This window comes from Sphingopyxis sp. SCN 67-31 (assembly GCF_001725095.1).
Genome location: NZ_MEFH01000018.1, coordinates 96,501 through 120,081, shown reverse-complemented (window position 1 = coordinate 120,081; position 23,581 = coordinate 96,501). Strand labels below are relative to the sequence as shown.

Here is a 23,581-nt window from a genome sequence, read left to right as displayed (position 1 = left end):
CCCGCCTTTCCGGTGTCTGGTTGTTCACCGACGAACGCGCCGCGACGCCGCTCGCGCGGCTGGCTGGCGGGCGGGCGGTCGCGCTCGGCGGCATGACGCCGGCGCGCGCGCGCGCGCTGCGGCTCCGCGCGGCGGGCGGCGGCATCGCCGTGCCCGGCTGGGCGGCGATCGACGCGTGGGATGATCGGGGAAAGACGAAAGCGGCGAAGCGCCGGCAGCGTCAGAAGCGGAACGCCGTCCCGACATAGACCGCCTGGCTGTCGCGGCGCGAATCGGTCAGCGGCTGGAAGCGGTCGTCGGTACGATAGCGCACGCCCGCGGTGACATCGAGATTCTTCGTCAGGCGATAGCTGCTGACGACATCGACGCTCTGGTTGTCGCCCGGCGCGGTGATGCGGTCGGTCGCGCCCGCCGGATCGCTGGCACGGTTGATGACGCGGGTGGCGAAGCGCGACTTGGCCTCTTCCTGCTCGGGCGCCTTGGCGACGGGCAGGTTGCGCAGGTCGGTGCCGCTCGGCAGCGCCGGGGTCACGAACTTCTGGAAGCCGACCGATGCGCCCAGATCATAGGCGACGGGGGCGATGCCGATCGGCGTCTTGCTGCGCCCGGCGGCCAGCGCGGCGGTGCGCGCGGCGCTCGACGCCTCGTCGCGGGCGCGGATCACGACGGTGATCGCGCGATTCTTGCGGCTGTCGTCGGTGATCGCGGGGGTGAAGCTGAACGCGCGGCGCGATTCTTCCGACATGCGGACGTAGCGCGCGATCAGGCGCGGATCGCCCGACGCGGGAGTGAACTGGCCGAGCAGCGTCTGCGACAGCGTCGTGTCGCGGATGCGGTCGGCGCGGCTCATCGCGGCGAGGGCAGGGGGCAGGGCGAGCGAAAGGGTCGCCAGAACGACGACGCTACCCCTCCAAAAATGTCGCGGTTTCCGCGCCATTATCCTGCGACTCCAACCCCAATCGAATCTCCAGATAGGACGGCTGCCGCCGGATTGCCAGCGTTTCCGCTTCGCCCGATCGTCCCATGCCTGCTTTTACCCGGATTGTTGCACGATGACCACAGTCGGGACCGCGGCGGATGGCGTATTGCCGCGCTTGCCGGACGGCGGCAACGGCGATAGAGACGCTTGCAATTCCCGCAGCGCAGCCGGCCGCCCGGCCCGGCGGCGCCCCATGATAAGGTATTCGGCATGCCCCAGCTTTCCTTCCTTGCCCGGCTCGGCCGCCGCCCGGCGGCGCTCGCCCTGCTCGGCGTCGCGGCGCTCGGCCTCGCGGGGTGCGGCGGCGGGAAGGAACGGCCCAAGGCCGACCTCGCCGCGTCGCAGGTGACGACGATCGGCGTGAACAGCTATCTGTGGCGCGCGTCGCTCGATTCGCTGTCGTTCATGCCGCTGCTCCAGGCCGATTCGTCGGGCGGGGTGATCATCACCGACTGGTACGCCAATCCGAGCAACCCGAACGAACGCATGAAGGTGACGGTGTCGATCCTCGACCAGGATCTGCGCGCCGACGCGCTGCGCGTCGCCGCGTCGCGCCAGGTCGCGCAGGGCGGCGGCTGGGTCGACGCGCCGGTGCAGGCGGCGACGGTGCAGAAGCTGGAGGAGATCATCCTCACCCGCGCCCGCGACCTGCGCCGCAGCGCGTTCGAAGGCTAATTCTCCGGCGCGGACCCGCGCCAACCGACAGACAACGGGGTAAACAGGACATGACCCGCGAATCGCGCTTTGGCGCCCTGGCTGCCGACGCCCGCTGGCAGGCGGCGTGGGAGGCCGCGAACAGCTTTGCCACCGACGACAGCAAAGATATGGTCGGGGGCGACAAGCCGAAAGCCTATATCCTCGAGATGTTCCCCTATCCGTCGGGGCGCATCCATATGGGGCACGTCCGCAACTATGCGATGGGCGACGTGCTCGCGCGCTTCAAGCGGATGACCGGGCACGCGGTGCTCCATCCGATGGGCTGGGACGCCTTCGGCATGCCGGCCGAGAATGCGGCGATGGAAAAGGGGGTCCACCCCGGCGGCTGGACGCGCGACAATATCGCCGCGATGCGCGCGCAGCTGAAGCGCCTCGGCCTCGCAATCGACTGGAGCCGCGAGCTCGCGACCTGCGAGCCCGACTATTACGGGCAGGAACAGGCGCTGTTCCTCGACCTGTTCGCCGCGGGGCTGGTCACGCGCAAGGAAAGCTACGTCAACTGGGACCCGGTCGACATGACCGTGCTCGCCAACGAGCAGGTGATCGACGGGCGCGGCTGGCGGTCGGGCGCGCCGGTCGAGAAGAAGAAGCTGTCGCAGTGGTTCCTGAAGATCACCGCCTTCGCCGACGATCTGCTCGACGGGCTCAAGAGCCTCGACCATTGGCCCGACAAGGTGCGGCTGATGCAGGAGAACTGGATCGGCAAGTCGCAGGGGCTGGAATTCTCGTTCCGCCTCGCGGGCGGCGCACCGGGGTTCGATGTCTTCACGACGCGCCCCGACACGCTGTACGGTGCGAGCTTCGCGGCGATCGCGCCCGACCATCCGCTCGCCGAGCGCCTCGCCAAGGATTCGCCCGAACTCGCGGCCTTCATCGCCGAATGCCGGCGCCAGGGCACCTCGGCCGAACAGCTCGAAACCGCGGACAAGATGGGCTTCGACACCGGCGTATCGGTCCAGCATCCGCTCGACCCCGACTGGCATCTGCCGGTATGGGTGGTGAACTATGTGTTGATGGATTATGGCACCGGTGCGATCTTCGGCTGCCCGGCGCACGACCAGCGCGACCTCGATTTCGCGCGCAAATATGGCCTGCCGGTCCACCGCGTGATCGCCGACGGCGACGAGACCGAACAGGTCTTCGCCGGCGACGAGGCCTACACCGGCCCCGGCAGGCTGGTGAACAGCCATTTCCTCGACGGCATGACCGTTGACGAGGCGAAAGCCGCGATCATCGCGCGCGCCGAGCATGAAGGCTGGGGCAAGGGCACGACCGTGTGGCGCCTGCGCGACTGGGGCGTGTCGCGCCAGCGCTATTGGGGAACGCCGATCCCCTTCATCCACTGTCCGGCGTGCGGCACGGTGCCGGTGCCCAGGGACCAGCTTCCCGTCGTGCTGCCCGAGGACGTCGATTTCTCGGTCCCCGGCAATCCGCTGCTGCGCCACCCGACGTGGAAGCATGTCGCCTGCCCGTCGTGCGGCGGCGCCGCCGAGCGCGAAACCGACACGCTCGACACCTTCGTCGATTCCTCCTGGTATTTCCTGCGCTTCGCGAGCGCGCCGGCGGACCGGCCGTTCGACCCGGAGGTCATCCGCCGCTGGCTGCCGGTCGACCAGTATATCGGCGGCATCGAGCATGCGATCCTCCACCTGCTCTATGCGCGCTTCTGGACGCGCGCGCTCGAACGGCTGGGGATGGTCGAGATCAAGGAGCCGTTCGCGAGCCTGTTCACGCAGGGTATGGTCACGCATGAAACCTATAGCCGGGCGCAGGGCGAGGGGATGCCGCCGCTCTATTTCACCCCCGACGAGGTGACGCGCACCGCCGACGGCGCGACGCTCGACGCCGACGGCGCGCCGGTCGCGGTCGGCCGCGTCATCAAGATGTCGAAGTCGAAGAAGAATGTCGTCGATCCCGACGCCATCCTCGACCAATATGGCGCCGACGCGGCGCGCTGGTTCATGCTCTCCGACAGCCCGCCCGAGCGCGACCTGCCGTGGAGCGAGGCGGGGATCGAGGGCGCGTGGCGCTTCGTGCAGCGTTTGTGGCGGATCTTCGGCGAGACCGAAGTCGTCGGCGACGGCGGCGAGGACAAGGCGCTCGCGCGCAAGCTGCACCAGGCGATCGCCGGGGTCGCCGCCGACATCGAGGCGCTCGGCTTCAACAAGGCGGTGGCGAAGATCCACGCGCTCGCCAACGAGATCGAGAAGGCGAAGCCCTCGGCGACCCGCGGCGAGGCGTGCCGGACGCTGATCCTGCTCGTCGCGCCGATGATGCCGCACCTCGCCGAAGAGGCGTGGGCGGCGCTTCCCGACAGCCGGCGCGGCGCCGCGATGGTCGCCGACGCGGCATGGCCGGCCGCCGATCCGGCGCTGCTCGTCGACGACGAGGTGACGATCGCGATCCAGATCGCCGGCAAGCTGCGCGATACGATGACGCTGGCCAAGGGCGCGGACAAGGCAGCGGCGGAGGCCGCGGCGCTGGCGCGGCCGCGCATCGCCGACCTGCTCGGCGGCGCGGCGCCGAGGAAGGTGATCGTCGTCCCCGACCGGCTGGTGAACATCGTTCCCTGAAGATGGGTGCTGCCGACTCTCCGGCTTCGTCGAGCGAAATCGGGATATCCCCAACCCCCTCCCGCCTGCGGGAGGGGAGAAGGATGGCCGCATGGAATGCGAAAGGGCCGCTACCTTGCATCGACTTCGGCCAGAGGTCCCCTGCGGGCGGTCGACGGGCTCGACACGAACAGGGATTGCGGTCATTATTCCCCCGATGCGTAGCCTCCTGACCTCCTCGCTCGTCGCCGCCTCGCTGTTGCTCGGCGGCTGCGGACTGCGCCCGCTCTATGCGAACGGCAGCCAGGGCGCGGTGGCGCGGACGCTCGCCGATGTCGATGTCGCGCCGATCGAGGGGCATTCGGGCTGGCTCGTCCGCAACGCGCTGCGCGACCGGCTCCAGCCGACGCAGGCGGGGCAGGGCGCGGGCGCGCGGCTGCGGCTCGATGTGCGGCTCGAGGATTCGATTACCGGCTTCGGCGTCCGCTCGGACGATGCGGTCACGCGCGAGCGGCGGACGCTGCGCGCGCGCTACCAGCTCGTCGATGCGGGGTCGGGCGAGGTGCTGCTCGACGCGACCGCCGCGGCCGACGCGGGGATCGACGTCGTCGGCAGCGAATATGCGACGATCGCCGCCGAATCCTCGACCCTCGAACGGCTCGCGCAGGGCATCGCTGACCAGATCGTCGCGCGCGTCGCGGTGTTCGCGAGCCGCGGCGGCGGGCAGGCCGCGGCTGCCCCGGCACCCCCGCCGGCGCGCTGAGCGGCGATGAAGCCGCTCAAGCCCGCCGACCTCGAACGCCAGACGCGCCTCGACCCCGCGGTCCGCTTCGTCCTGCTCACCGGTCCCGACGAGGCGACGATGGGCGCGGTCGCCGCGCATCTCGTCGGGCTTGCGGGCCCGGAGGCTGAGCGGCTCGACCTCGCCTCGCCGCAGCTGTCGCAGGATGCGGCGCTGCTAGCCGCTGAGGCGGCGTCGATGTCGCTCTTTTCGCCGGCGCGGGTGATCCGGCTGGAGATCGCGGGCAGCGGCGACGATTGCCTGTCGGCGGTTGAGGCGCTGCTCGCCGCCGACACCGCGATCAACCCGGTGATCGCGACCGGCGCGTCGGTGAGCGCGCGTTCGAAGCTCGTCAAGCTGGTCGAGGGCGCGGCGGGGGCGGTTGCCGCCATCTGCTACCAGCCCGACCGGCGCGCGCTGGTCGGCATCGCGATGGACGCGGCGCAGGATCAGGGGTTGCGCCTGTCCAACGCCGATGCACAGCTGCTCGTCGATCTCGTGTCGGGCGACCAGGCGCTGATGCGGCGCGAGATCGAGAAGATCGCGCTCTACCTCGACGCCGCGCCCGACCGGCAGCGGCAGGTGACGGCGGCGGACATCGCCGCGCTGGGCGCCGCGACGCACGAGGAGGACGTCAGCGCATGCATCAACGTCGCGCTCGGCGGCAAGGTGCGCGACCTGCCCGACATGCTGGCGAAGGCGGCGGCGATCGGCGTTGCCGAAATCCGCATCATCCGCGCGCTCGGCATCCGCGCGATGCAGCTCGCCCGGCTGCGCGCCGAGGTCGATGCGGGCGCACATCCGGCGACGGTGGTATCGGCGCGGAGCAGCGGCGTTTTCTGGAAGGAGCGCGATGCGGTGACGGCGCAGCTCCACATCTGGGATTCGCTGCGCGTCGCGCGGCTGATGACGCGGCTGCTCGATTGCGAGCGCGCGCTCAAATCGTCGGGCACCGCGGGGGCGGTGCTGTTCCGCAAGCTGATGACCGACATCGCGCACCAGGCGGCGCGAGCGCGCTAATTCAGGGATCGGTTCAGGGAGCCGCGTCGCGCGCCTCGATCCGCGTGCGCGGCTCGTCGGGCGGGACGAAGGTCCAGACGGTGTCGCCCGGCTCGACCGGCGGCCGGTGCTGGGCGGAAAAGACGGCGAGGTCGCCCGACGGCCGCGCGACCATCAGGCTGTCGCCGCCCGACGCCTTCATCCGCGCGACGAAATCGGCATAGGGGAATTTCTCGGTGATCCGGGTGCGGCCGAAGGTCCACCCCGCCTGCAGCCGGTCGAGCTGCGTCTCGATCGGCGTGCCCCCGAGCGTCAGGACGCGCCCGCGCCGCCGGCTGCCCCGCGGCGTCTCGGCGATCACCCGGCTGACCCGGTCGTGGCCGACCTCGGGCGCCAGCTCGCTGCACACCAGCGCGTTATAGGCGTCGTTGTCGGTCGCGGCGATCAGTTGCTGATAGCGGCCCATGTCGAGATGGTCGTCGTGCGTCTCGTCCAAGATATCGCCGTGATAGACGGGCAGGTCGGCGGCGCGGGCGCGGCGCAGCGCGAGCAGGCTGGTGTCGGCGACCAGCACCGCGCGGCCCTGTGCCTTGACGAACTCGGCGAAGGCGATCGTCCAGCCGTTGGCGCCGACGAGCAGCACCCCGTCGCCCTTGCCGCGGTCGAGCCCCAGCCAGCGCGCGAAGGGCGCGGCGGTGAAGCCGTGCGCGAAGATCGTCGCGATGACCACCGCAAAGGACAGTGGCACCAGCGCCTCCGCGCCCGGCACCCCGTAATCCGACAGGCGCAGCGCGAACAGGCCGGTCACGGCGGCGGCAACAATGCCGCGCGGCGCGATCCAGGCGACGAACAGGCGCTCGCGCAAGGGGATGCGGGTAAAGAGCAGCGCCGCCATGATCGTCAGCGGCCGCACCACGAAAAGCAGCAGGACGAGGAAGAGCAGGAAGCGGAGCTGGAAATTCTGGACGACGGTCCAGTCGAGCGTGGCGGACAGGATGATGAACACGCCCGAGACGAGGAGGACGGTCAAATCCTCCTTGAAGCGCATCAGCATATGGCTCGAATCGGTCTCGCGGTTCGCCATCACCACCCCCATCACCGTGACGGTGATCAGTCCCGTTTCGTGCATGATGAGGTCTGAGAGGACGAAGACCGCGATCACCGTCGTCAGCAGCACCGGCGCCTTCAGATATTCGGGCACCCAGCCGCGCACGAAGGCCGCGGTCAGCGCGAAGGCGGCGGCGCCGCCGATCAGCATCGCGAGCAGGCTGGCGGCGACGACATCGGTGACGATGCCGACGCCGTTCGCGTCGCTGCCGCCGTGGATGATGTAGGAATAGATGCCGACCGCGAGCAGCGCGCCGATCGGGTCGTTCACGATCGCTTCCCATTTCAGCATGTGCTTGACGCGCGGCGTGATGTTGAGCGTGCGCAGCAGCGGCACGATCACCGTCGGGCCGGTGACGACCATGATGCCGCCGAACAGCGCCGACAGCTCGAACGGCAGCCCCGCGCCGTAATAGGCGGCCGCGGTGCCGAGCGCCCAGCCGACCGGCACGCCGACGAAGACGAGCATGAACACCGCGACGCCGGCATGGCGCAGTTCGCGGAATTTCAGGCTGAGCCCGCCCTCGAACAGGATGACGGCGACCGCGAGCTTGATGATCGGTTCGCGCAGCGCCCCGAAATCCTTTGCCGGGTCGATCAGGCCCAGCACCGGACCGGCGACGATGCCGGCGAGCAGCATCAGCGCGATCGCGGGCCGTCCCGTCCGCCAGGCGACCCATTGCGCGCCGATGCCGATGACGCCGATCAGGGCGATTTTGACGAGCAGGGAGTCGATCGCGAACATCGCGCAAGCCTATGCAAGGACAGGCGAAAAGCAAAAGAAAACCGCCCGCGCGCGGGATGGCGCGCGGGCGGTCGAAGCGCGATTGCGCCGGATCAGAACTGGCCGCGCAGCGTCACGCCATAGGTGCGCGGTTCGCCGGGGAAGCCGACGAAAAGCTGGCTCGCCGTCGCCGGGAAGCCCAGCGATGCGGGCGCCGCGACCGATCGGAAGGTGCCGCTGCCCTGCAACGGCATGTCGGCCCCGATCTGGTAGTAGCGCTTGTTGAGCAGATTCTGCCCCCACAGCTCGATTCCCCAGCGCCGGTCGGGACCGTAGAGGCCGACGCGACCGTTGACGACCGCGAAGCCGTCCTGGATCTTCTCGACGTCGAGGTCGGAGCCGGTGTTGGTGTCGCTTTGCAGGCGCGTGTCGAGATAGAAGAGCGCGCTCATCCCCGACCCGCCGATCGGCGGCGTCCAGCTGATCCCGGCGGTTGCGACATATTTGGCGGCGTTCGACACGCCGCGACCGGGAAGCTGGAACAGCACCGGCGACAGCGGCCGGCCTCCGGTGCCGACGAGATTGCGGCGATAGAGGGTGTCGACATAGGTCAGCCCCATGTTGACCGACAGATAGCGCGCGGGGCGCAGGAAGGTCTCGATTTCCAGCCCCTTGGCGACGACGCCGGGTTTCAGCCGGTCGGCCGCGCAGCCGCCGGTAAGGGCGCTGTTGTCGATCGGGCCGGTGCCGAGGTCGTCCTTGCACGCCTGGATGTTCGTCACCTCGAAATTGACGCCATTGTAGGTGTTGAGCTGGTAATTGCTGTATTCCTGCCAGAAGGCGGCGATGTTGACGTCGATCCCCGGCCCGTCCCACTTGATGCCGAGTTCGTAGGCGTCGACCTTTTCGCTCGCGAACTGCAGGTCGCTCGCCTCGGGCCGCCCGTTGGCCGGGGTGTTGGCGGGAAGCGCGAGCAGCGCGGTGCAGGCGGCGTTCTGCGCCGCCGACCCCGCGGTGGTGCTGCACGGCCGGTCGAGCGCCGAGAAGTCGAGGTTGAAGCCCCCGGCCTTGTACCCCTTCGACGCCGAGCCATAGACGAGCAGGTCGGGCGTCGGTTTCCAGCTCAGCACCGCGGTGCCCGTCCACTGGCTGTCGCTGAAGCGCGTGCCCGGCGCGCCCTTGACGAGGTCGGGCGCTGTGCCGTTGATGACGCAGGCGAGGCTCGCGAGCGCCTGCAGCGATGAATTGACGATCGCCGGGCACAGCGTGTTGGTGAAATTGGCGTCGCCGGCCAGCGTCTTCTTTTCGTGCGTGTAGCGCGCGCCGATCGTCAGCGTCAGCCGGTCCTCGACGAGGTCGAAGCTGTTGTGGGTGAACAGCGCATAGTTGGTGCTGCGCTGGTGAAAGCTCGGATCGGCGGCGCCCGTGCCGTTGAGGCGCGGCGCGTTGAGCAGCGCGGCGATCCCCTGGAAGCCGGGGAAGGAGGTCGCGGGCAGGTTCGAGCAGGTGGCCGAGGCGGGATTGACCAGCGTCGGCGCGAGCGTCACCGCCGCGAGGCAGTTGGCGAAGCGCTCGTAATCGGCCCCATAGACGATGTCGTCGTCGATATCGAGCTTCTCGTTGGCGAAATAGCCGCCGATCAGCCAGTCGAGCCGCCCGTCGAGCGCATCGCCCTGCAACCGCAGTTCCTGCGTGAACAGGCGGAAGCGGCGGTCGAGGTCGGTGCGGTGCAGGATGTCGAGCGCGTTGAAGTCGGCGTCCTGCCCCTGCGCATTCTTGTAATCGCGATAGGCGGTGATCGAGGTCAGCGTCGCCGGGCCGAGCTCCCACGTCAGCTCGCCCGAAACGCCCCAGTCCTTGGTGTCGGAGCGATAGGTGATGCCGGGGGTGGTCGCCTGGGTGCGGATGAAGCTCTCCCCCGGGGGCGGCACCTGATGGTTGGCGCCGAGAAGCTGGAGCAGCGGCAGCAGCGTGTTGGGCCCGGCGACCGGAAAGCCGTCGGCGCCGCGCGTCAGGCCGCGCACCGGGCCGAGCAGCACGCCGCCGCAGCAATTCTCGTCGCGCTCGCTGTAATCGGCGATCAGGCGCAGCCTGATGCTGTCGCTCGGTTCGAACAGCATCTGCCCGCGCACCAGCCAGCGGTCGCGGTCGTTGATGTCGGGTTCGCCGGGCGTCGCATTCCTGATGAAGCCATCGCGCTTCTGCCATACGCCGTCGAGACGCAGCGCCGCCTTGTCGCCGAGCGGCGCGTTCAGCGACCCGTCGATGCGCCAGTAATCATAATTGCCGTAGCTGACCGACCCCTTGCCGCCGAAATGGCCGAGTTCGGGCCCCTTGGTGACGATGTTGATCAGCCCGGCGGTCGAGTTGCGGCCGAACAGCGTACCCTGCGGCCCGCGCAGCACCTCGACGCGTTCGATGTCGCCCAGTTCGGACAGGCCGACGCCAGTGCGGCTACGATAGACGCCGTCGATGAACAGGCCGACCGAGCTTTCGAGCCCGGGATTCTCGCCGACCGTACCGATGCCGCGGATGCGCGCGGTGAAATTGACTTCGCTCGTCGCGCCCGACACGAGCAGCGACGGTGCGACCTGCCCCAGCGCGCGCACGTCGGTCGCGCCGGTCTTTTCCAGCGTCTCGCCGGTCACGGCCGATACGGCGATCGGCACGTCCGACAGCATCTCGCTGCGCCTCGTCGCGGTGACGATGATCGAATCGGGATCCTCATATCCCTCGCCACCGCGCGCCTGCGCGAGCGCCGGGGCCGCGGCAAAGGCGACCGCCAGCGATACCCCTAGCGCGCTGGTGTGAAGCAGGTGGGACGCGGAAAAACGCTTGGCTTTCATCTGTGGTCCTCCTCTCGCAATATCTTTTCATTCTGCGAGGAAGGAGCATATCAAAATGGCGTGGAGCGACCAGAGGCCGCCCGTTTCCGTAGCGGTTTTACGCCGCGGGCGCGTCTTTTCTGCCACAGCTGCCACGAATGCCAGTTTGACAAAAAGAAAAAGGCGGGGCGCGCCGGCCCCGCCTTTTCCAATCGGGGCGGCCGCGGCCGCCCCGACCCCCTTGCGGCTCAGAACTTGCCGCGCAGCGTCACGCCATAGGTCCTCGGCTCGGCGAGGAACATCGAGAAGATCTGGCGACCGCCCGGATATTGCGGATCGGCGAAATCGGCCGTCGTCGCACCTTCCTGGAACGGCGAGTTGAAGGCGACCTGCGAATATTGCTTGTTGAAGATATTCTGCGCCCACAGCTCGATGCCCCATTTCTCGTCGGGGCCGCGCACGCCGAGGCGCGCGTTGAAGATGGCGTAGCCGTCCTGTTCCTTCTGCGGGAAGAGGTCGGAGCCGGTGTTGTAGTCGCTGGTCATGCGGCCGTCGACATAGACGAGCCCGGTCAGCCCGCTGCTGCCGATGTCGGGCGTCCAGGCGATGCTGCCGGTCGCGACCAGTTCGGGCGCGTTCGACATATTGTCGCCGGGAAGCTTGCGAAGCGCCTGGTCGAGCGGCGTGCCCGACGAGTTGCCGACCAGATTCTTATTATACTTGGTCCGGGCATAGGTCAGCCCCGCGGTCATGCGGAAGCTGCGTGCCGGGATCAGCGAGGCTTCGAGCTCGAAGCCCTGCGAGCGCACGCCCCAGGTCACGTCGTCCGCGGCGCAGGCGCCGGTCGTTGCGGCTGCCGCGTTGTAGTTGGGCGCACTCGTAAATTTGCTCTGGTCGCGGTCGGCCCCGCCGAGATCGGCCGAGCAGCCGTTGATCGTCTGCACGATATAGGTCGAGCCGTTGAAGGTGTTGAGCTGGAAGTTCTTGAAGTCGGTGCGGAACAGGGTCAGCCCGGCGCTGAACGGACCGCCCGAATATTTGGCGCCGAGTTCGTAGCTGGTGACGAGTTCGGGGTCGAACTGGAGGCCGCTGACCAGAGCTTGCGCGCCCGCTTGGCCGCCGAACGGAACGATCGGCGATTTCAGCGCCGAGCGGTCGAGGTTGAAACCACCCGCCTTGTAGCCGCGTGAATAGCTGGCATAGGTCATCAGATCGTCGGTGGGTTTCCACGACAGGATCGCGGTGCCGGTGAACTTGTCCTCGCTGCGCTGGTCGCTGATCGACACGCCATTGAGCTCGGCGGTAGCATTGCCCTGACAGCCGAGGCCGATCAGCGCGCCCGCCAGCGCCTTGGCGGTCGCATTGCTGGTAGTGCTCGTCAGGTCGTCGAGCACGAGACCTTGTATCGTCGTGCAGACCGTGTTGTCGTTGGTGAAGCTGGCCGAGAATTTCTTCTTGTCGTGCGTGTAGCGCAGGCCGAGCGTCAGATCGAGCGTGTCGGTGATGTGGAAGATATTGTGCGTGAACAGCGCCCAGTTCGTTCCGTTCTGCCGATAGCGGTCGTTGATCGAGCCGAGGTCGTTAAGGCCGTCGAGCGCGGAGAAGGCGGCGACGATATCCGCCCCCGAAGTGCCCGAGGCGCCGAGGATCGTATTGCGGCCCACCCCGAGCGGATTGTCGATGCCCCCCGCGACGCAGCCTGCCTGACCCGGCGAATAGAGGCCCGCAAGCGCGCTGCCGCTAACGAGGCGGCAGTTGGCGAAGCGGCCGTAATCGTCGCCGAAGCGCAGATTGTCGCGCACCGTCAGCTTTTCGTTCGCGTAGAATCCGCCGATCAGCCAGTCGAGCTTGCCGTCGAAGGCTTCGCCCTGCAGCCGCAGTTCCTGGGTGAAGGTGTGGAACTGGCGATAGGCGTCCTTGTCGTCGGCGCGATAGAGGATGTCGACCGCGCCATAGTCGAGGTCGCCCGCCTGTCCGGAGCGATATTCGCGATAAGCGGTGATCGACGTCAGCGTCGCGCCGCCGAAGTCATAGTCGATCTGGCCCGAGAAGCCGTAATCCTTGGTCTTGCCGGCATAGCTGCGGCCCGGGGTGACATAGATGTCGCGGTTGTAGCCGGGGGTCAGCGCCGCGGCGGGCTGTCCCAGGTCGATCAGCACCCGCGTGATGTTGTTGGTCGTCGCGGTCGCGGCCCCCGTCGGGCTCGGGTTGTTGAGGTTGCCGATGTAGGGATTGACGCTGTTGTCGACATAGATGGCAGCGCAGCAGCGCTCGTCGCGGTTGGTATAGTCCGCGATCAGGCGCAGCGACAGCGCGTCGGTCGGTTCGAACAGCAGCTGCCCGCGCAGGAAATAGCGGTCGCGGTTGTTGATCTGCGTGTTGTTGTTGACGTCGTTGTAGAAGCCGTCGCGCTTCACCCACACGCCGTCGATGCGCGCCGCGAGCGTGTCGCTGATCGGCCCGGTGACGCTGCCGCCGAGGCGCCAATAGTCTTGGTTGCCGTAGGTGACCTCGCCATTGGCGCCGAAGGTGAAGGAGGGTTTCTTCGAATAGATGCTGATCAGGCCCGCCGACGAGTTGCGGCCGCCCAGCGTGCCCTGCGGCCCGCGCTGCACCTCGACCCGGTCGATCTCGCCCAGTTCGTTGAGGCCGATGCCGGAGCGCGAGCGATAGACGCCGTCGATGAACACCGGAACCGAGCTTTCGAGCCCGGGGTTGTCGCCGACGGTGCCGATGCCGCGGATGCGCGCCGAGCCGTTGGCCTCCGAACCGGTCGACGAAACGAGCAGCGACGGGGCGACCTGGTTGAGCTGGCGGATGTCGTTGGCGCCGCTGTTCTGCAGCGTCTCGGCGCTGACCGCCGAGATGGCGACCGGCACGTCGGACAGCAGCTGCGCGCGGCCCTGCGCGGTGACGATGATCGGCGCGTCGCCGCTATCGTCCGCCGTCGCCTGATCCTGCGGCGCGGCGTCCTGCGCGAAGGCGGGAACGGCGGCCGCGGCGACCGCCAGCGATACGCCGAGCGCGCTCGTGCGCAGCAGGTGGGCAGACAGAAGGGAAGATGATTTCATTTGGGGCACTCCTCTCAGAGAATTTCTGTTCTCGTTGCCGCGCGATCATAGCCCGATCGCTTCCGCGTTCCAGTCAAGCTCGCGCTTTTGCGCGTTTCTTTGCAACGAGTGATGCTTTTTCGCCACAGCTACACCGGGGCGTGCCGGGCGCAAATTAGGGGAAATCCCCTATGCCGTAGCGTCACATCCGGCGGCGTCACGGCACGGGAAAGCGAGCAGCCGTCCCTGCGCGACGAGCATCGCGCGATACGGGCCGGAAAATTGCTCTGCGATCGCCGCGTCTCGGACGTCGAGGCCGCCTGTGAGGCTACCGAAGGCCGGCAGCATCAGGCGCCGGTCGTCGGCGGCGAAGCAGGGGCGCGACACGTTGCGGCCGCGCAGCGCGAGGCGCAGCTTGGGGTGGAAATGCCCCGAAATCTCGGGCCGCGTTTCGCCGGGCAAGCATTGGTGGCGCAGCACGATGCCGTCGACGACCAGCTCGTCGACGACGGTGCCGCCCCATGCATCGCCGCTCAGCCCGTCGTGGTTCCCGGCCACCCAGACGAGCCGCGCCCGTGCCGCGTGATGGGCGAGCCGCCGGGCGATCGCCGGCGCGACGGCGCGCGCCGCCTGCGGATCGTGGAAGCTGTCGCCGAGGCACCAGATCTGCCGCGCGCCGGTGTCGGCGGCGAGCCGCGCGAGCCGGTCGAGCGTATCGATACTGTCATAGGGCGGCAGCGGCTGGCCGCGCGCGGCATACCAGCGCGCCTTTTCGAGGTGCATGTCGGCAACGATCAGCGCGCCGTGCCGCGCCCAGAACAGCGCGCGGTCGCCCGCCACGGCAAAGCGGTGGCCGGCGAAGTCCAGCGCCGGTCGAGCGGACGGCGGCGGGACGAGCGGGGCAGGCGCCATCGCGCGGCTATGGCAAGGCGGCGGGGCGGCGGCAAGCGCCGGGCGACGGGTTGCGCCGATCAGCTCCCGGCAGCGATCCCGGCGGCGGCATAGCGCAGTGCCGGGTCGCGGCTCGCGCGTTCGGGCAGGTCGAAGACGACGCGCTTGTTCGGGAAATCGATCTCGACCCGGTCGAACAGCGACAGGCTGTCCATGCCGAGCAGCAGCGCCGGACGCTCCGCGAGATCGAGCGCGCGAAACGCCTGCGAATCGGCGAAGCTGACCGGCAGGTCGTTGACCTCCATCCCGTTGATCGAGATGCGGCGGACGATCGTGCGCATCGCCGCGACCGGCTCGCCGGTCACCGCGTTGAGTGTCACCGGCAAGAAGGGCAGGCGGTTCTGCTTCCGGTTGGCGACGAGCCGCTGGAAGGCGAGGTTGCCGACGCTCGTCTGCGCCCCCGTATCGACGATCACGTCGACGCGGTGGCCGTCGAGCCGCGCGTCGGCGAGGATCAGCCGCCCCGCCTGATTGCGCGCGGTGACGACTATCGCGTCGTCGTCGCGGATGATCGGCCGCGCCCGGCGCCGGGTCTCGAGGATCGCCATGCTTTCCTTGCGGAAATCGATGAGGACGCGGCGGTCTTCGAGCATGTCGACGCCGATCAGCCCCGCGGCGCCGATATGGCGGCCGGCGAAGGCCGGGGCTTCGAACCCGCTCATGTGCAGGTCGGTCATCTGCAGCGCCGCGACGCGATAGCTCTGCGCGGTCGCCGAACCGCCGATCGTCGCGAGGCGCAGCGTCGCGCCGGGAAGCAGGCCGAGCCGCTCGGCGAGCTCCTTGGCGATCACGGTGCGTTCGGCGCCGGTATCGACGAGGAAGGAAAAGGGCCCCTGCCCGCCGACCATGACGTTGACCGCCATGCGCCGCGTCGCGTCGAGGTCGAACGGCTGGATGAAGGGCGTGACCTCGCTCGTCGTCGTCGCCGGGTCGGCGATGCCGTCGGTCGGGGGGGCGGGCACGATCGGCGCCGTCGGGATCGTCGCGCCCGGCGGGGTCGATCCCAGCAGCACGGGGGCGGCGAGCAGGAGGATCCAAAGCGGCGCGCGGGCGGCGGCGTGTCTCATGGCGGCATCCTTCTTTTGATGCCAGTCTACGCCTGCGGCGGCGCCGCGGCAAGCGGGACGAGGAGTCGCCCTTCTGGTGGCCCTAGGGCCCCATCGCCGCTTCGGCGAGCGTGTCGGCGAGTTCGCCGAGCAGCGCATCGTCGAGATCGGCGGCGGCGACATTCTCGCGGCCGATCAGGACGAGGACGGGGATTGCGAGCGGGCTGATGCGGTCGAGCCGCTGGTGCACCATCGTTCCGGCCGCGCGGTCGAGCAGGTCGCCGAGCCGCGCGACGTCGGTCAGCCGCTCGCGCGCATCGGCCCAGGCGGCCTCGAGCAGCAGATGGTCGGGCTCGTACTTGCGGAGCACGTCGAAGATCAGGTCGGTCGAAAAGGTCACCTGCTTGCCCGTCTTGCGCTTGCCCGGATGCTGGCGCTCGATGAGGCCGCCGATCACCGCGACCTCGCGGAAGGCGCGTTTCAGCAGGTGCGATGTCTCGACCCACTCGACGAATTCGCCTTCGAGGATCGTCGCGTCGAACAATGCCTCGGGATCGGTGACCGGCCGTAGCGACCAGAGCGCGATCGCATAGTCGGAGGCGACGAAGCCGAGCGGCTGCAGCCCCGCGCGCTCCATCCGCTTCGACAGCAGCATCCCCAGCGACTGGTGCGCGTTCCACCCCTCGAACGGATAGCAGACGAGATAATGCGCGCCTTCGTGCGGAAAACTCTCGACGAGCAGTTCGCCGGGACGCGGCAGCACCGACCGCAGCGCCTGCATCTCCAACCAGAAGCGGACATCCTCGGGAAAGCGTCGCCAGCTTGCCGGATCGGCGAGGAAAGCCCGCACCCGGTCGGCGAGGCGGGTCGAGATGGCGAGCCGCGCGCCCATATAGCTGGGGATGCGCGCGGGACGCGTCGTCGCGCGGACGATCAGGTCGGTGTCGCGGATCGCCTCGACCTCGAGGCTGAGCCCGGCGAAGGCGAAGGTGTCGCCCGGTGTCAGCGTGCTGGCGAAATATTCCTCGACCTGCCCCAGCCGCCGCCCGTTCCGGAACCGCACCGCCGCCATCGGCGCCTCGACGATGATCCCGGCGTTGAGCCGATGCTGCGCCGCGAGCCGGGGGTGCGCGACCCGCCAGCGCCCCGGTCCGTCGGGTGCGAGGCGGCGGAACCGGTCATAGCTCTTGAGCGCATAGCCGCCGTCGCGCACGAAGCCGAGCAGGCGCGCGAAAAGCCCGGCATCGACCCAGCGATAGGGCGTCGCGGTGCGAATCTCGGCAAGCAGTTCGGCCTCGTCGAACGGCGCCGCGCAGGCGAGCGCCATCACATGCTGCGCGAGCACGTCAAGCGCGCCGGGACGGAAGCGGTCGGCATCGCGCTCGCCCGCCGCGACCGCATCGAGCGCGGCGCGTGCCTCCAGATATTCGAAGCGGTTGCCGGGCACGATCAGCGCGCGGCTCGGCTCATCCAGCCGGTGGTTGGCGCGGCCGATGCGCTGGAGCAGCCGCGACGAGCCCTTGGGCGCGCCCATCTGGATCACGCAGTCGACGTCGCCCCAGTCGAGCCCGAGGTCGAGGCTGGCGGTCGCGACGAGCGCGCGCAGCCGCCCCTCGGCCATCGCCGTCTCGGCGCGCTGCCGCGCCTCGCGGTCGAGGCTGCCGTGGTGGATCGCGATCGGCAGCGACAGGTCGTTGACCTTCCACAGCTCCTGAAAGATCAGCTCGGCGAGCCCGCGCGTGTTGCAGAAGATGATCGTCGTGCGGTTCTTCGCGATCTCCGCCATCACCTGATGCACCGCATAGCGCCCCGAATGGCCGGCCCACGGCACCGCGCCTTCGGGCAGCAGGATGCGGATGTCGGGATCGGCCCCGGGCTCGCCCTCGACCAGCGTTACCCCCCCGGCATCGGCGTCGGGCGCCAGCCAGGCGCGATAGGCGTCGGGGTCGGCGATGGTGGCCGACAGGCCGACGCGGCGCAGACCGGGCGCGATCCGCTGAAGCCGCGCCATCGCGAGCGACAGGAGGTCGCCGCGCTTGCCGGGCGCAAAGGCATGTATCTCGTCGATCACCACCGTCTTCAGATCGGCGAACATCGCGAAGCTGTCGGGCCAGGAGAGCAATAGCGACAGCGATTCGGGCGTCGTCAGCAATATGTTCGGCGGCTTTGCGCGCTGCCGCGCCTTCCTGTCCGAACTGGTGTCGCCGCTGCGGCTCTCGACGCTGATGTCGAGGCCCATGGCGGCGATCGGGCCGAGCAGGTTGCGCTCGACATCGGCGGCGAGCGCCTTGAGCGGCGAGACGTACAGCGTGTGCAGCCGGTCGCTGGGACGACCCGCAAGGTCGGTCAGGCTGGGCAGGAAGCCCGCGAGCGTTTTGCCCGCGCCGGTCGCCGCGACGAGCAGCGCATGCTCGCCGCGCTCCGCCGCCGCGAGCATGGCGGCCTGATGTCCGCGCAGCCGCCATCCGCGCGCGGCAAACCAGTCGGCGAAGAGGGGTGGCAGGGCCATGCAGCGGATGTGGCGCCGCGGACGGCGGGGGGCAAGCCCCCGGACCGACGGCAGCGCTACGGATGTTCGCTTTCGACTGGAAGCGGACGTTTCTTCTCCCCTCCCGCCTGCGGGAGGGGAAACCAGGGCATGTCTCAAACGACCGCTTCCCACCCCAAAGCCGACACCGGTTCAGAGAAGTTCGCTCAACCCCTTGAGCAATCTTCGCCAATGTTCGCCCAGCCGGTGCTGGAACAGCATCAGCTCGAACCCGTGCCGCGCGGCGTGATGCTGCGGAATGCCGTCCCATCCGCGATGCTCGACCGTTACCCGCGTGTCGGCGCCGACCGCCTCGAAGCGCACCTCGACCTCGGTGGTCTGGTCGGGCGCGAAGCTGGGCAGCCGCCAGCCGAAGGCGAGGCGTTCGCCGGGCGACCAGTGCCGTACCGCCCCGATCTCCCACTCGGTGCCGTCGGCGAAGCGAGTGACGAGGCGGCCGCCGGGGCCGGGAGGATCGAAGCGCAGTTCGCCGTCGCCTTCCGGTGTCAGCGGGAAGAGCGGGTGGCTCGTCCACCAGCGGCCGATGTCGCGGGTGAAGGCGGTGAAGGCCGCCATCGGCGACGTGGCGACGCGCAGCGCGACGATCACCGCCGCACCGCTCACGTGCCCCGCCCTTCGACATGCGTCTTGAACGCCGCGAGCTGGTGCGCCCAGCGCGCCTCGGTCTCGGCGAGCCAGGCCTTGAGTTCGTCGGTCGCGCCATCCTTCAGGCGATAGATGCGCACGCGCGCGTCGAAATCGGGATGCGCATCCTCGACCAGCCCGCCGGCCTTGAGCGCGCGCAGATGGCGGCTCATCGCGGGCGGGGCGAGGCCGAGCGCGCCAGCGAGATCGCCGGCGCTGCGCGGTCGCTCGCGCAGCAGCTCGACCGCGCGGCGGCGCTGCGGATCGGCGAGCGCGGCGAGGGTGCGGTCGAGCGCGGCGCTCAATCGTCGAGCCGCGTCTTGGTGGTGAAACCGCCCTCGGCGTCCCATTCCGCCGCGGTTTTGGCTTCGACAGTGACGCCGAAGGTCCAGATATGCCCCTCCGGGTCTTTGGCGCGATAGGTACGGTCGCCGTAGAATTGCGTCTCGGGCGCGGCGATGATGTCGGCGCCCGCGGCGCGCGCGCGGCCGCAATGCGCGTCGATGTCCTCGCCGGCGCCGAGCTGGACATGCACCGACTGCGTATTCTTGCCGCCGATCGATTTCGGACTGCGGTGATGGTCCGACCATTCGCTGCCGACCATCACCACCGAATCGCCATAGCCCATCTCGCTGTGCGCGAGATTGCCGTCGGCGTCGAGCAGCACGAACAGCGGCTCGAAACCGAACGCCGCCTCGAGCCAGCGGAAGGCGGCCTTGCTGTCCCGATAGCTGACCGCGCTCGAAAGTCCCTTGGGACGGTGCTGTTCGGTCATTTTCCGTCTCTCCTGCGAATCATATGATTTTCCATATCTACAATATTTGCAGGAAATTGAAAATATATAGATGGAAAGCGATGTTCGAGCCCTGTCGGCGGCACCTGTCTTTTTTGAAACCGACCCCTCTCTGTAAGAAGAGGAGATTATCGGCCTTTCGGTCTGACCGGTCGACCGCTCAGTCGTCGAGCAAGGTCATGTTGACGCGTGCGGTGCCGGAGCGGTGCATGCCGATCTCCTTAGCAGCGGCGTGGCTGACGTCGATCACGCGGCCGCGGCCGAAGGGACCGCGATCATTGATGCGGACGACGACGCTCTGGCCGTTGGCGATGTTGGTCACGCGCACCTTGCTGCCGAAGGGCAGGGTGCGGTGCGCGGCGGTCAGTTCGTCGGGATCGAAGGGCTCGCCGCTCGCGGTGCGGTTTCCGGCGAGTTCGTCGCTGTAATAGCTGGCGACGCCGCTGCCCATCTCGGTGCCGTCGCCGGCGTCGGCTTCGCCCGGACCCTGATCCTGCGCGATCGCCGGCGCGGCCGACCACAAGGACGGGGCCAACAGCAGGGCCAGGGCCAATCCCATCGAACGCCGCATATGCAGACCTTCCCCTTTGACGTGGGCGGCATCAAGCAGCGGCGTCCGCGGGGTGCAAGCGGCCGGCGTCGTATCGGTTCGAATTCGCGGCCAGCGGTGGACCGGTCAGACGTCGAGATTGGCGACCGACAGCGCGTTGGTCTGGATGAAATCGCGCCGCGGTTCGACCTCGTCTCCCATCAGCCGCTCGAAGATGTCGTGCGCGATGTCGGCCTGTTCGGCCTCGACGCGCAGCAGCGAGCGGTTGGCGGGATCGAGCGTGGTTTCCCACAATTGCTCGGCATTCATCTCGCCCAGCCCCTTGTAGCGGCTGATCGCCAGCCCGCGGCGGCTGTGCGCGAAGATCGCGTCGAGCAGTTCGGACGGGCGCGTGACCGGCGTCGCGCGCGCGGCGGGCGTCCGGGCGGCCTCCGCCTCCTCGTCGTCGGGACCCGCCTCGACCTCGGCCGCGGCGCTGCCCGCCTTCACCAGCCGGGCGGGGCGCGCATAGGTTTCGACCTGCTCGGCGGCGAGCTTGTGAAGGCGGCGCGCCTCCTGGCTCGCGAGGAAGGCGGGGTCGATCGCATGATGATCGCTGACTCCGCGCCAGCGGCGTTCGAGCGTATAGCCGCCACCCTCGACCGCGGCGATCGTCCACACCGCTTCGTTGCCGCCGGTCAGCGCGCGCTCGGCGGCGTTCAGCCAGCGGCTGGCGGTTTCGGCGGCGCTGTGGCGGCCCGCGGCGTCGAGCTCTGGATCGAGCGCGCCCGCGAAGGCGAGCGCCTCGATCAGCCCGGCGTCGAGGGTGCGCGGCACGTAGCGCATCAGCGCGCGCAGTCGCCGCCCGTGCTCGATCAGCTCGCGCAGGTCTTTGCCCGAGCGCGCGCCGCCCGCGGTTTCGAGCAGCAGCGCGTCGATGCCGGCGTCGATCAGATAATTTTCGAGCGCGGTGTCGTCCTTCAGATAGACCTCGCTGCGCCCCTTCGCTACCTTGTAGAGCGGCGGCTGGGCGATGTAGAGATGGCCGTTCTCGATGATCTCCGGCATCTGGCGATAGAAGAAGGTGAGCAGCAGCGTGCGGATATGCGCGCCATCGACGTCGGCGTCGGTCATGATCACGATCTTGTGATAGCGCAGCTTCTCGACGTTGAATTCGTCGCGGATGCCGGTGCCGAGCGCCTGGATCAGCGTCCCGACCTCCTTCGACGAGATGATGCGGTCGAAGCGCGCGCGCTCGACGTTCAGAATCTTGCCCTTCAGCGGCAGGATCGCCTGGACGTGGCGGTCGCGGCCCTGCTTGGCCGACCCGCCCGCCGAGTCGCCCTCGACAAGGAACAGCTCGCATTTCGCCGGATCGCGCTCCTGGCAGTCGGCGAGCTTGCCGGGCAGGCTGGCGATGTCCATCGCGCCCTTGCGCCGCGTCAACTCGCGCGCCTTCTTTGCCGCTTCGCGCGCGGCGGCGGCGTCGACGACCTTCTGGATCACCGCCTTGGCATGGCCCGGATTTTCCTCGAGCCATTCGGTCATGCGGTCGGCCATCAGGCTTTCGAGCGGCTGGCGCACCTCGCTGCTGACCAGCTTGTCCTTGGTCTGCGACGAGAATTTGGGGTCGGGCAGCTTGACCGAGACGATCGCGGTCAGTCCCTCGCGCATGTCGTCGCCGGTCAGGCTGACCTTCTCCTTCTTGAGCAGTCCCGACTTCTCGCCATAATTGTTGAGCGTGCGCGTCAGCGCGGCGCGGAAGGCGGCGAGATGGGTGCCGCCGTCGCGCTGCGGGATGTTGTTGGTGAAGCAGAGGACATTTTCATAATAGCTGTCGTTCCATTCGAGCGCGACCTCGATGCCGATGCCGTCGCGTTCGGAGGTGATCGCGATCGGATCGGGAAGCAGCGCGGTCTTGTTGCGGTCGAGCCATTTGACGAACGCCGCGATGCCGCCTTCGTAGAAGAGGTCGTGGACGACATGCTCGGTGCTGCGCGCATCGACCAGCTTGATGCGGACCCCCGAGTTGAGGAAAGCGAGCTCGCGGTAGCGATGTTCGAGCTTCTCGAAATCGAACTCGGTGACGTTCTTGAACGTCTCGGTCGAGGCCTGGAAGGTGACGCGCGTTCCCTTCTTGCCCGCCGGCGCGGGGCCGCGGACGACCAGCGGCGCGACCGCGTCGCCATGCTCGAAGCGCATCCAATGCTCCTCGCCGCCCCGCCAGATGGTGAGTTCGAGCCATTCGGACAGCGCGTTGACGACGCTGACGCCGACGCCGTGCAGGCCGCCCGACACCTTGTAGGCGTTGTCATCGCTGGTATTCTCGAACTTCCCGCCGGCGTGGAGCTGGGTCATGATGACTTCGGCCGCCGACACGCCTTCTTCCGGATGGATGCCGGTCGGGATGCCGCGGCCATTGTCCTCGACGCTGACCGACCCGTCGCTGTTGAGCGTGATGAGAACGAGGTCGCAATGCCCGGCGAGCGCCTCGTCGATCGCATTGTCGCTGACCTCGAACACCATGTGGTGCAGGCCCGACCCGTCGTCGGTGTCGCCGATATACATGCCCGGCCGCTTGCGCACCGCGTCGAGGCCCTTGAGGACCTTGATCGAATCGGCGCCATAGGCATTGGTGTTGGGATGCTTGCCGCCGTGGTCCGGCGCGTTCGTCTCTGCAGTGTCCGTCATGTCGATCATATAGGGTCCGGGGGGGCAAAACCCAAGCGAAAATGCGCCTCTTGCCGCGGCGCCGGGGGGCGTTGCGCCGACGCCGCAGGACGGCTAATTTCGCGGCATGAGACAGACATATGCTCCCCGTTCGATGCTGTACGCGCTGGCGCTGATCGCGTTGCCGCTCGCCGGCTGTTCCAAGCCGGCGCCGCCGCCCGCCGACAATGCCCCGGCGGTGGCCGGCGACCCGATCGCCAGCCGGCCGGTGATGGTCGGCACCGAAGGGCCGAGCCTGCCCGCCTGTTCGAGCGTCAGCCGCGTCAAGGACGGCGGCACCGACGTCTATTGGGCGCCGGGTGAGACGCGCGCGGTCAAGGCGAAGCTGGCGGGCGGCGCGCCGGTGTCGCTGTGCGAGGCGACCGACGACGACGCCTGGTTCGGCGTCGTCTTCATCGCGCCGGGCACCGACAAGGACATGTGCGGCGTCGGCAAGCCGGTGCCCGCGGCGCGCGAATATCAGGGCCCGTGCCGTTGGGGCTGGATTCGCGGCGGCACGATGCGGCTGGGGGCTTAAAGCGACAAAGGACTCGTATCGGGGGGTCCGATTTTTATCCTTTGTGGCTTTAGGGAGACGGTGCGCTGCTCGACGGCCTGCGGGGATTCGAGTTTTGGCGAGTTCCCAC

At 68.6% G+C, this 23,581-nt stretch carries 17 protein-coding genes and 1 pseudogene; 6 read left to right on the top strand and 12 right to left on the bottom strand.

Annotated features, from left to right (window positions below):
- Positions 1-248: pseudogene (locus ABS88_RS03620) on the top strand (hypothetical protein); the annotation flags it as partial.
- On the opposite strand, the gene ABS88_RS03615 reads toward ABS88_RS03620, so the two are convergent.
- On the bottom strand, positions 221-937 hold the full coding sequence (locus ABS88_RS03615; RefSeq protein WP_067110992.1) for a hypothetical protein: 717 nt from the start codon (positions 935-937) through the stop codon (positions 221-223). The pseudogene ABS88_RS03620 and the gene ABS88_RS03615 sit on opposite strands and share 28 nt — an antisense overlap.
- Before the next feature lie 252 nt (positions 938-1,189).
- On the opposite strand from ABS88_RS03615, the gene ABS88_RS03610 reads away from it, so the two are divergent.
- The 4 genes from ABS88_RS03610 (at position 1,190) to holA (ending at position 6,049) form a co-directional block, all read left to right on the top strand.
- The gene (locus ABS88_RS03610) at positions 1,190-1,654 is read left to right on the top strand and encodes a DUF3576 domain-containing protein (protein WP_067186816.1); all 465 of its coding nucleotides are present in this window, start codon (positions 1,190-1,192) and stop codon (positions 1,652-1,654) included.
- Positions 1,655-1,704: 50 nt separating this feature from the next.
- Entirely contained in the window at positions 1,705-4,269 is a 2,565-nt protein-coding gene (gene leuS, locus ABS88_RS03605) for a leucine--tRNA ligase (protein WP_067110995.1), read from the top strand.
- A gap of 196 nt (positions 4,270-4,465) precedes the next feature.
- Entirely contained in the window at positions 4,466-5,011 is a 546-nt protein-coding gene (lptE, locus tag ABS88_RS03600; protein WP_067110997.1) for an LPS assembly lipoprotein LptE, read from the top strand.
- Positions 5,012-5,017: 6 nt separating this feature from the next.
- Positions 5,018-6,049, top strand: coding sequence for a DNA polymerase III subunit delta (gene holA, locus ABS88_RS03595; RefSeq protein WP_067111000.1), 1,032 nt, complete (start codon positions 5,018-5,020; stop codon positions 6,047-6,049).
- Positions 6,050-6,062: 13 nt separating this feature from the next.
- Here holA and ABS88_RS03590 read toward each other — a convergent pair whose 3' ends face one another.
- From ABS88_RS03590 to gyrB, 11 genes are all read right to left on the bottom strand, one after another.
- Positions 6,063-7,880: a cation:proton antiporter gene (locus tag ABS88_RS03590; RefSeq protein ID WP_286749083.1), complete on the bottom strand. Its 1,818-nt coding sequence runs from the start codon at positions 7,878-7,880 to the stop codon at positions 6,063-6,065.
- 92 nt (positions 7,881-7,972) lie between these two features.
- Positions 7,973-10,705 (bottom strand): TonB-dependent receptor, encoded by a 2,733-nt coding sequence (locus tag ABS88_RS03585; RefSeq protein WP_286749082.1) that lies wholly within the window; start codon positions 10,703-10,705, stop codon positions 7,973-7,975.
- Between the two features lie 227 nt (positions 10,706-10,932).
- Positions 10,933-13,755 (bottom strand): TonB-dependent receptor, encoded by a 2,823-nt coding sequence (locus tag ABS88_RS03580; RefSeq protein WP_286749081.1) that lies wholly within the window; start codon positions 13,753-13,755, stop codon positions 10,933-10,935.
- A 168-nt stretch (positions 13,756-13,923) separates the two neighbouring features.
- Positions 13,924-14,646 (bottom strand): ligase-associated DNA damage response endonuclease PdeM, encoded by a 723-nt coding sequence (gene pdeM / locus ABS88_RS03575; protein WP_286749079.1) that lies wholly within the window; start codon positions 14,644-14,646, stop codon positions 13,924-13,926.
- Between the two features lie 59 nt (positions 14,647-14,705).
- Positions 14,706-15,752: a retroviral-like aspartic protease family protein gene (locus tag ABS88_RS03570; RefSeq protein WP_076073450.1), complete on the bottom strand. Its 1,047-nt coding sequence runs from the start codon at positions 15,750-15,752 to the stop codon at positions 14,706-14,708.
- Positions 15,753-15,834: 82 nt separating this feature from the next.
- Complete coding sequence (locus ABS88_RS03565) at positions 15,835-18,240, bottom strand: ligase-associated DNA damage response DEXH box helicase (protein ID WP_067111014.1); 2,406 nt, start codon at positions 18,238-18,240, stop codon at positions 15,835-15,837.
- A gap of 171 nt (positions 18,241-18,411) precedes the next feature.
- A complete protein-coding gene (locus ABS88_RS03560; protein ID WP_234002539.1) occupies positions 18,412-18,882 on the bottom strand; it encodes an SRPBCC domain-containing protein in 471 nt (156 codons plus the stop codon).
- Complete coding sequence (locus tag ABS88_RS03555; protein WP_076073451.1) at positions 18,879-19,208, bottom strand: ArsR/SmtB family transcription factor; 330 nt, start codon at positions 19,206-19,208, stop codon at positions 18,879-18,881. Before ABS88_RS03555 ends, ABS88_RS03560 begins: the two co-directional genes overlap by 4 nt.
- Entirely contained in the window at positions 19,205-19,678 is a 474-nt protein-coding gene (locus tag ABS88_RS03550; RefSeq protein ID WP_067111019.1) for a VOC family protein, read from the bottom strand. The genes ABS88_RS03555 and ABS88_RS03550 overlap by 4 nt, the downstream gene beginning before the upstream one ends.
- A 178-nt stretch (positions 19,679-19,856) precedes the next feature.
- The gene (locus ABS88_RS03545; protein ID WP_324787691.1) at positions 19,857-20,255 is read right to left on the bottom strand and encodes a septal ring lytic transglycosylase RlpA family protein; all 399 of its coding nucleotides are present in this window, start codon (positions 20,253-20,255) and stop codon (positions 19,857-19,859) included.
- Between the two features lie 117 nt (positions 20,256-20,372).
- Positions 20,373-22,916: a DNA topoisomerase (ATP-hydrolyzing) subunit B gene (gene gyrB / locus ABS88_RS03540; RefSeq protein ID WP_076077427.1), complete on the bottom strand. Its 2,544-nt coding sequence runs from the start codon at positions 22,914-22,916 to the stop codon at positions 20,373-20,375.
- Between the two features lie 106 nt (positions 22,917-23,022).
- Here gyrB and ABS88_RS03535 point away from each other — a divergent pair, with 106 nt between their 5' ends.
- A complete protein-coding gene (locus ABS88_RS03535) occupies positions 23,023-23,472 on the top strand; it encodes a hypothetical protein (RefSeq protein ID WP_158682363.1) in 450 nt (149 codons plus the stop codon).
- Positions 23,473-23,581: the final 109 nt, after the last annotated feature.

What these genes read in the sequence shown, in the direction of transcription:
- ABS88_RS03615 (WP_067110992.1), bottom strand. Translation starts at nt 937, where the DNA reads ATGGCGCGGAAACCGCGACATTTTTGGAGGGGTAGCGTCGTCGTTCTG.
- ABS88_RS03610 (WP_067186816.1), top strand. Translation starts at nt 1,190, where the DNA reads ATGCCCCAGCTTTCCTTCCTTGCCCGGCTCGGCCGCCGCCCGGCGGCG.
- leuS (WP_067110995.1), top strand. Translation starts at nt 1,705, where the DNA reads ATGACCCGCGAATCGCGCTTTGGCGCCCTGGCTGCCGACGCCCGCTGG.
- lptE (WP_067110997.1), top strand. Translation starts at nt 4,466, where the DNA reads ATGCGTAGCCTCCTGACCTCCTCGCTCGTCGCCGCCTCGCTGTTGCTC.
- holA (WP_067111000.1), top strand. Translation starts at nt 5,018, where the DNA reads ATGAAGCCGCTCAAGCCCGCCGACCTCGAACGCCAGACGCGCCTCGAC.
- ABS88_RS03590 (WP_286749083.1), bottom strand. Translation starts at nt 7,880, where the DNA reads ATGTTCGCGATCGACTCCCTGCTCGTCAAAATCGCCCTGATCGGCGTC.
- ABS88_RS03585 (WP_286749082.1), bottom strand. Translation starts at nt 10,705, where the DNA reads ATGAAAGCCAAGCGTTTTTCCGCGTCCCACCTGCTTCACACCAGCGCG.
- ABS88_RS03580 (WP_286749081.1), bottom strand. Translation starts at nt 13,755, where the DNA reads ATGAAATCATCTTCCCTTCTGTCTGCCCACCTGCTGCGCACGAGCGCG.
- pdeM (WP_286749079.1), bottom strand. Translation starts at nt 14,646, where the DNA reads ATGGCGCCTGCCCCGCTCGTCCCGCCGCCGTCCGCTCGACCGGCGCTG.
- ABS88_RS03570 (WP_076073450.1), bottom strand. Translation starts at nt 15,752, where the DNA reads ATGAGACACGCCGCCGCCCGCGCGCCGCTTTGGATCCTCCTGCTCGCC.
- ABS88_RS03565 (WP_067111014.1), bottom strand. Translation starts at nt 18,240, where the DNA reads ATGGCCCTGCCACCCCTCTTCGCCGACTGGTTTGCCGCGCGCGGATGG.
- ABS88_RS03550 (WP_067111019.1), bottom strand. Translation starts at nt 19,678, where the DNA reads ATGACCGAACAGCACCGTCCCAAGGGACTTTCGAGCGCGGTCAGCTAT.
- ABS88_RS03545 (WP_324787691.1), bottom strand. Translation starts at nt 20,255, where the DNA reads ATGGGATTGGCCCTGGCCCTGCTGTTGGCCCCGTCCTTGTGGTCGGCC.
- gyrB (WP_076077427.1), bottom strand. Translation starts at nt 22,916, where the DNA reads ATGACGGACACTGCAGAGACGAACGCGCCGGACCACGGCGGCAAGCAT.
- ABS88_RS03535 (WP_158682363.1), top strand. Translation starts at nt 23,023, where the DNA reads ATGAGACAGACATATGCTCCCCGTTCGATGCTGTACGCGCTGGCGCTG.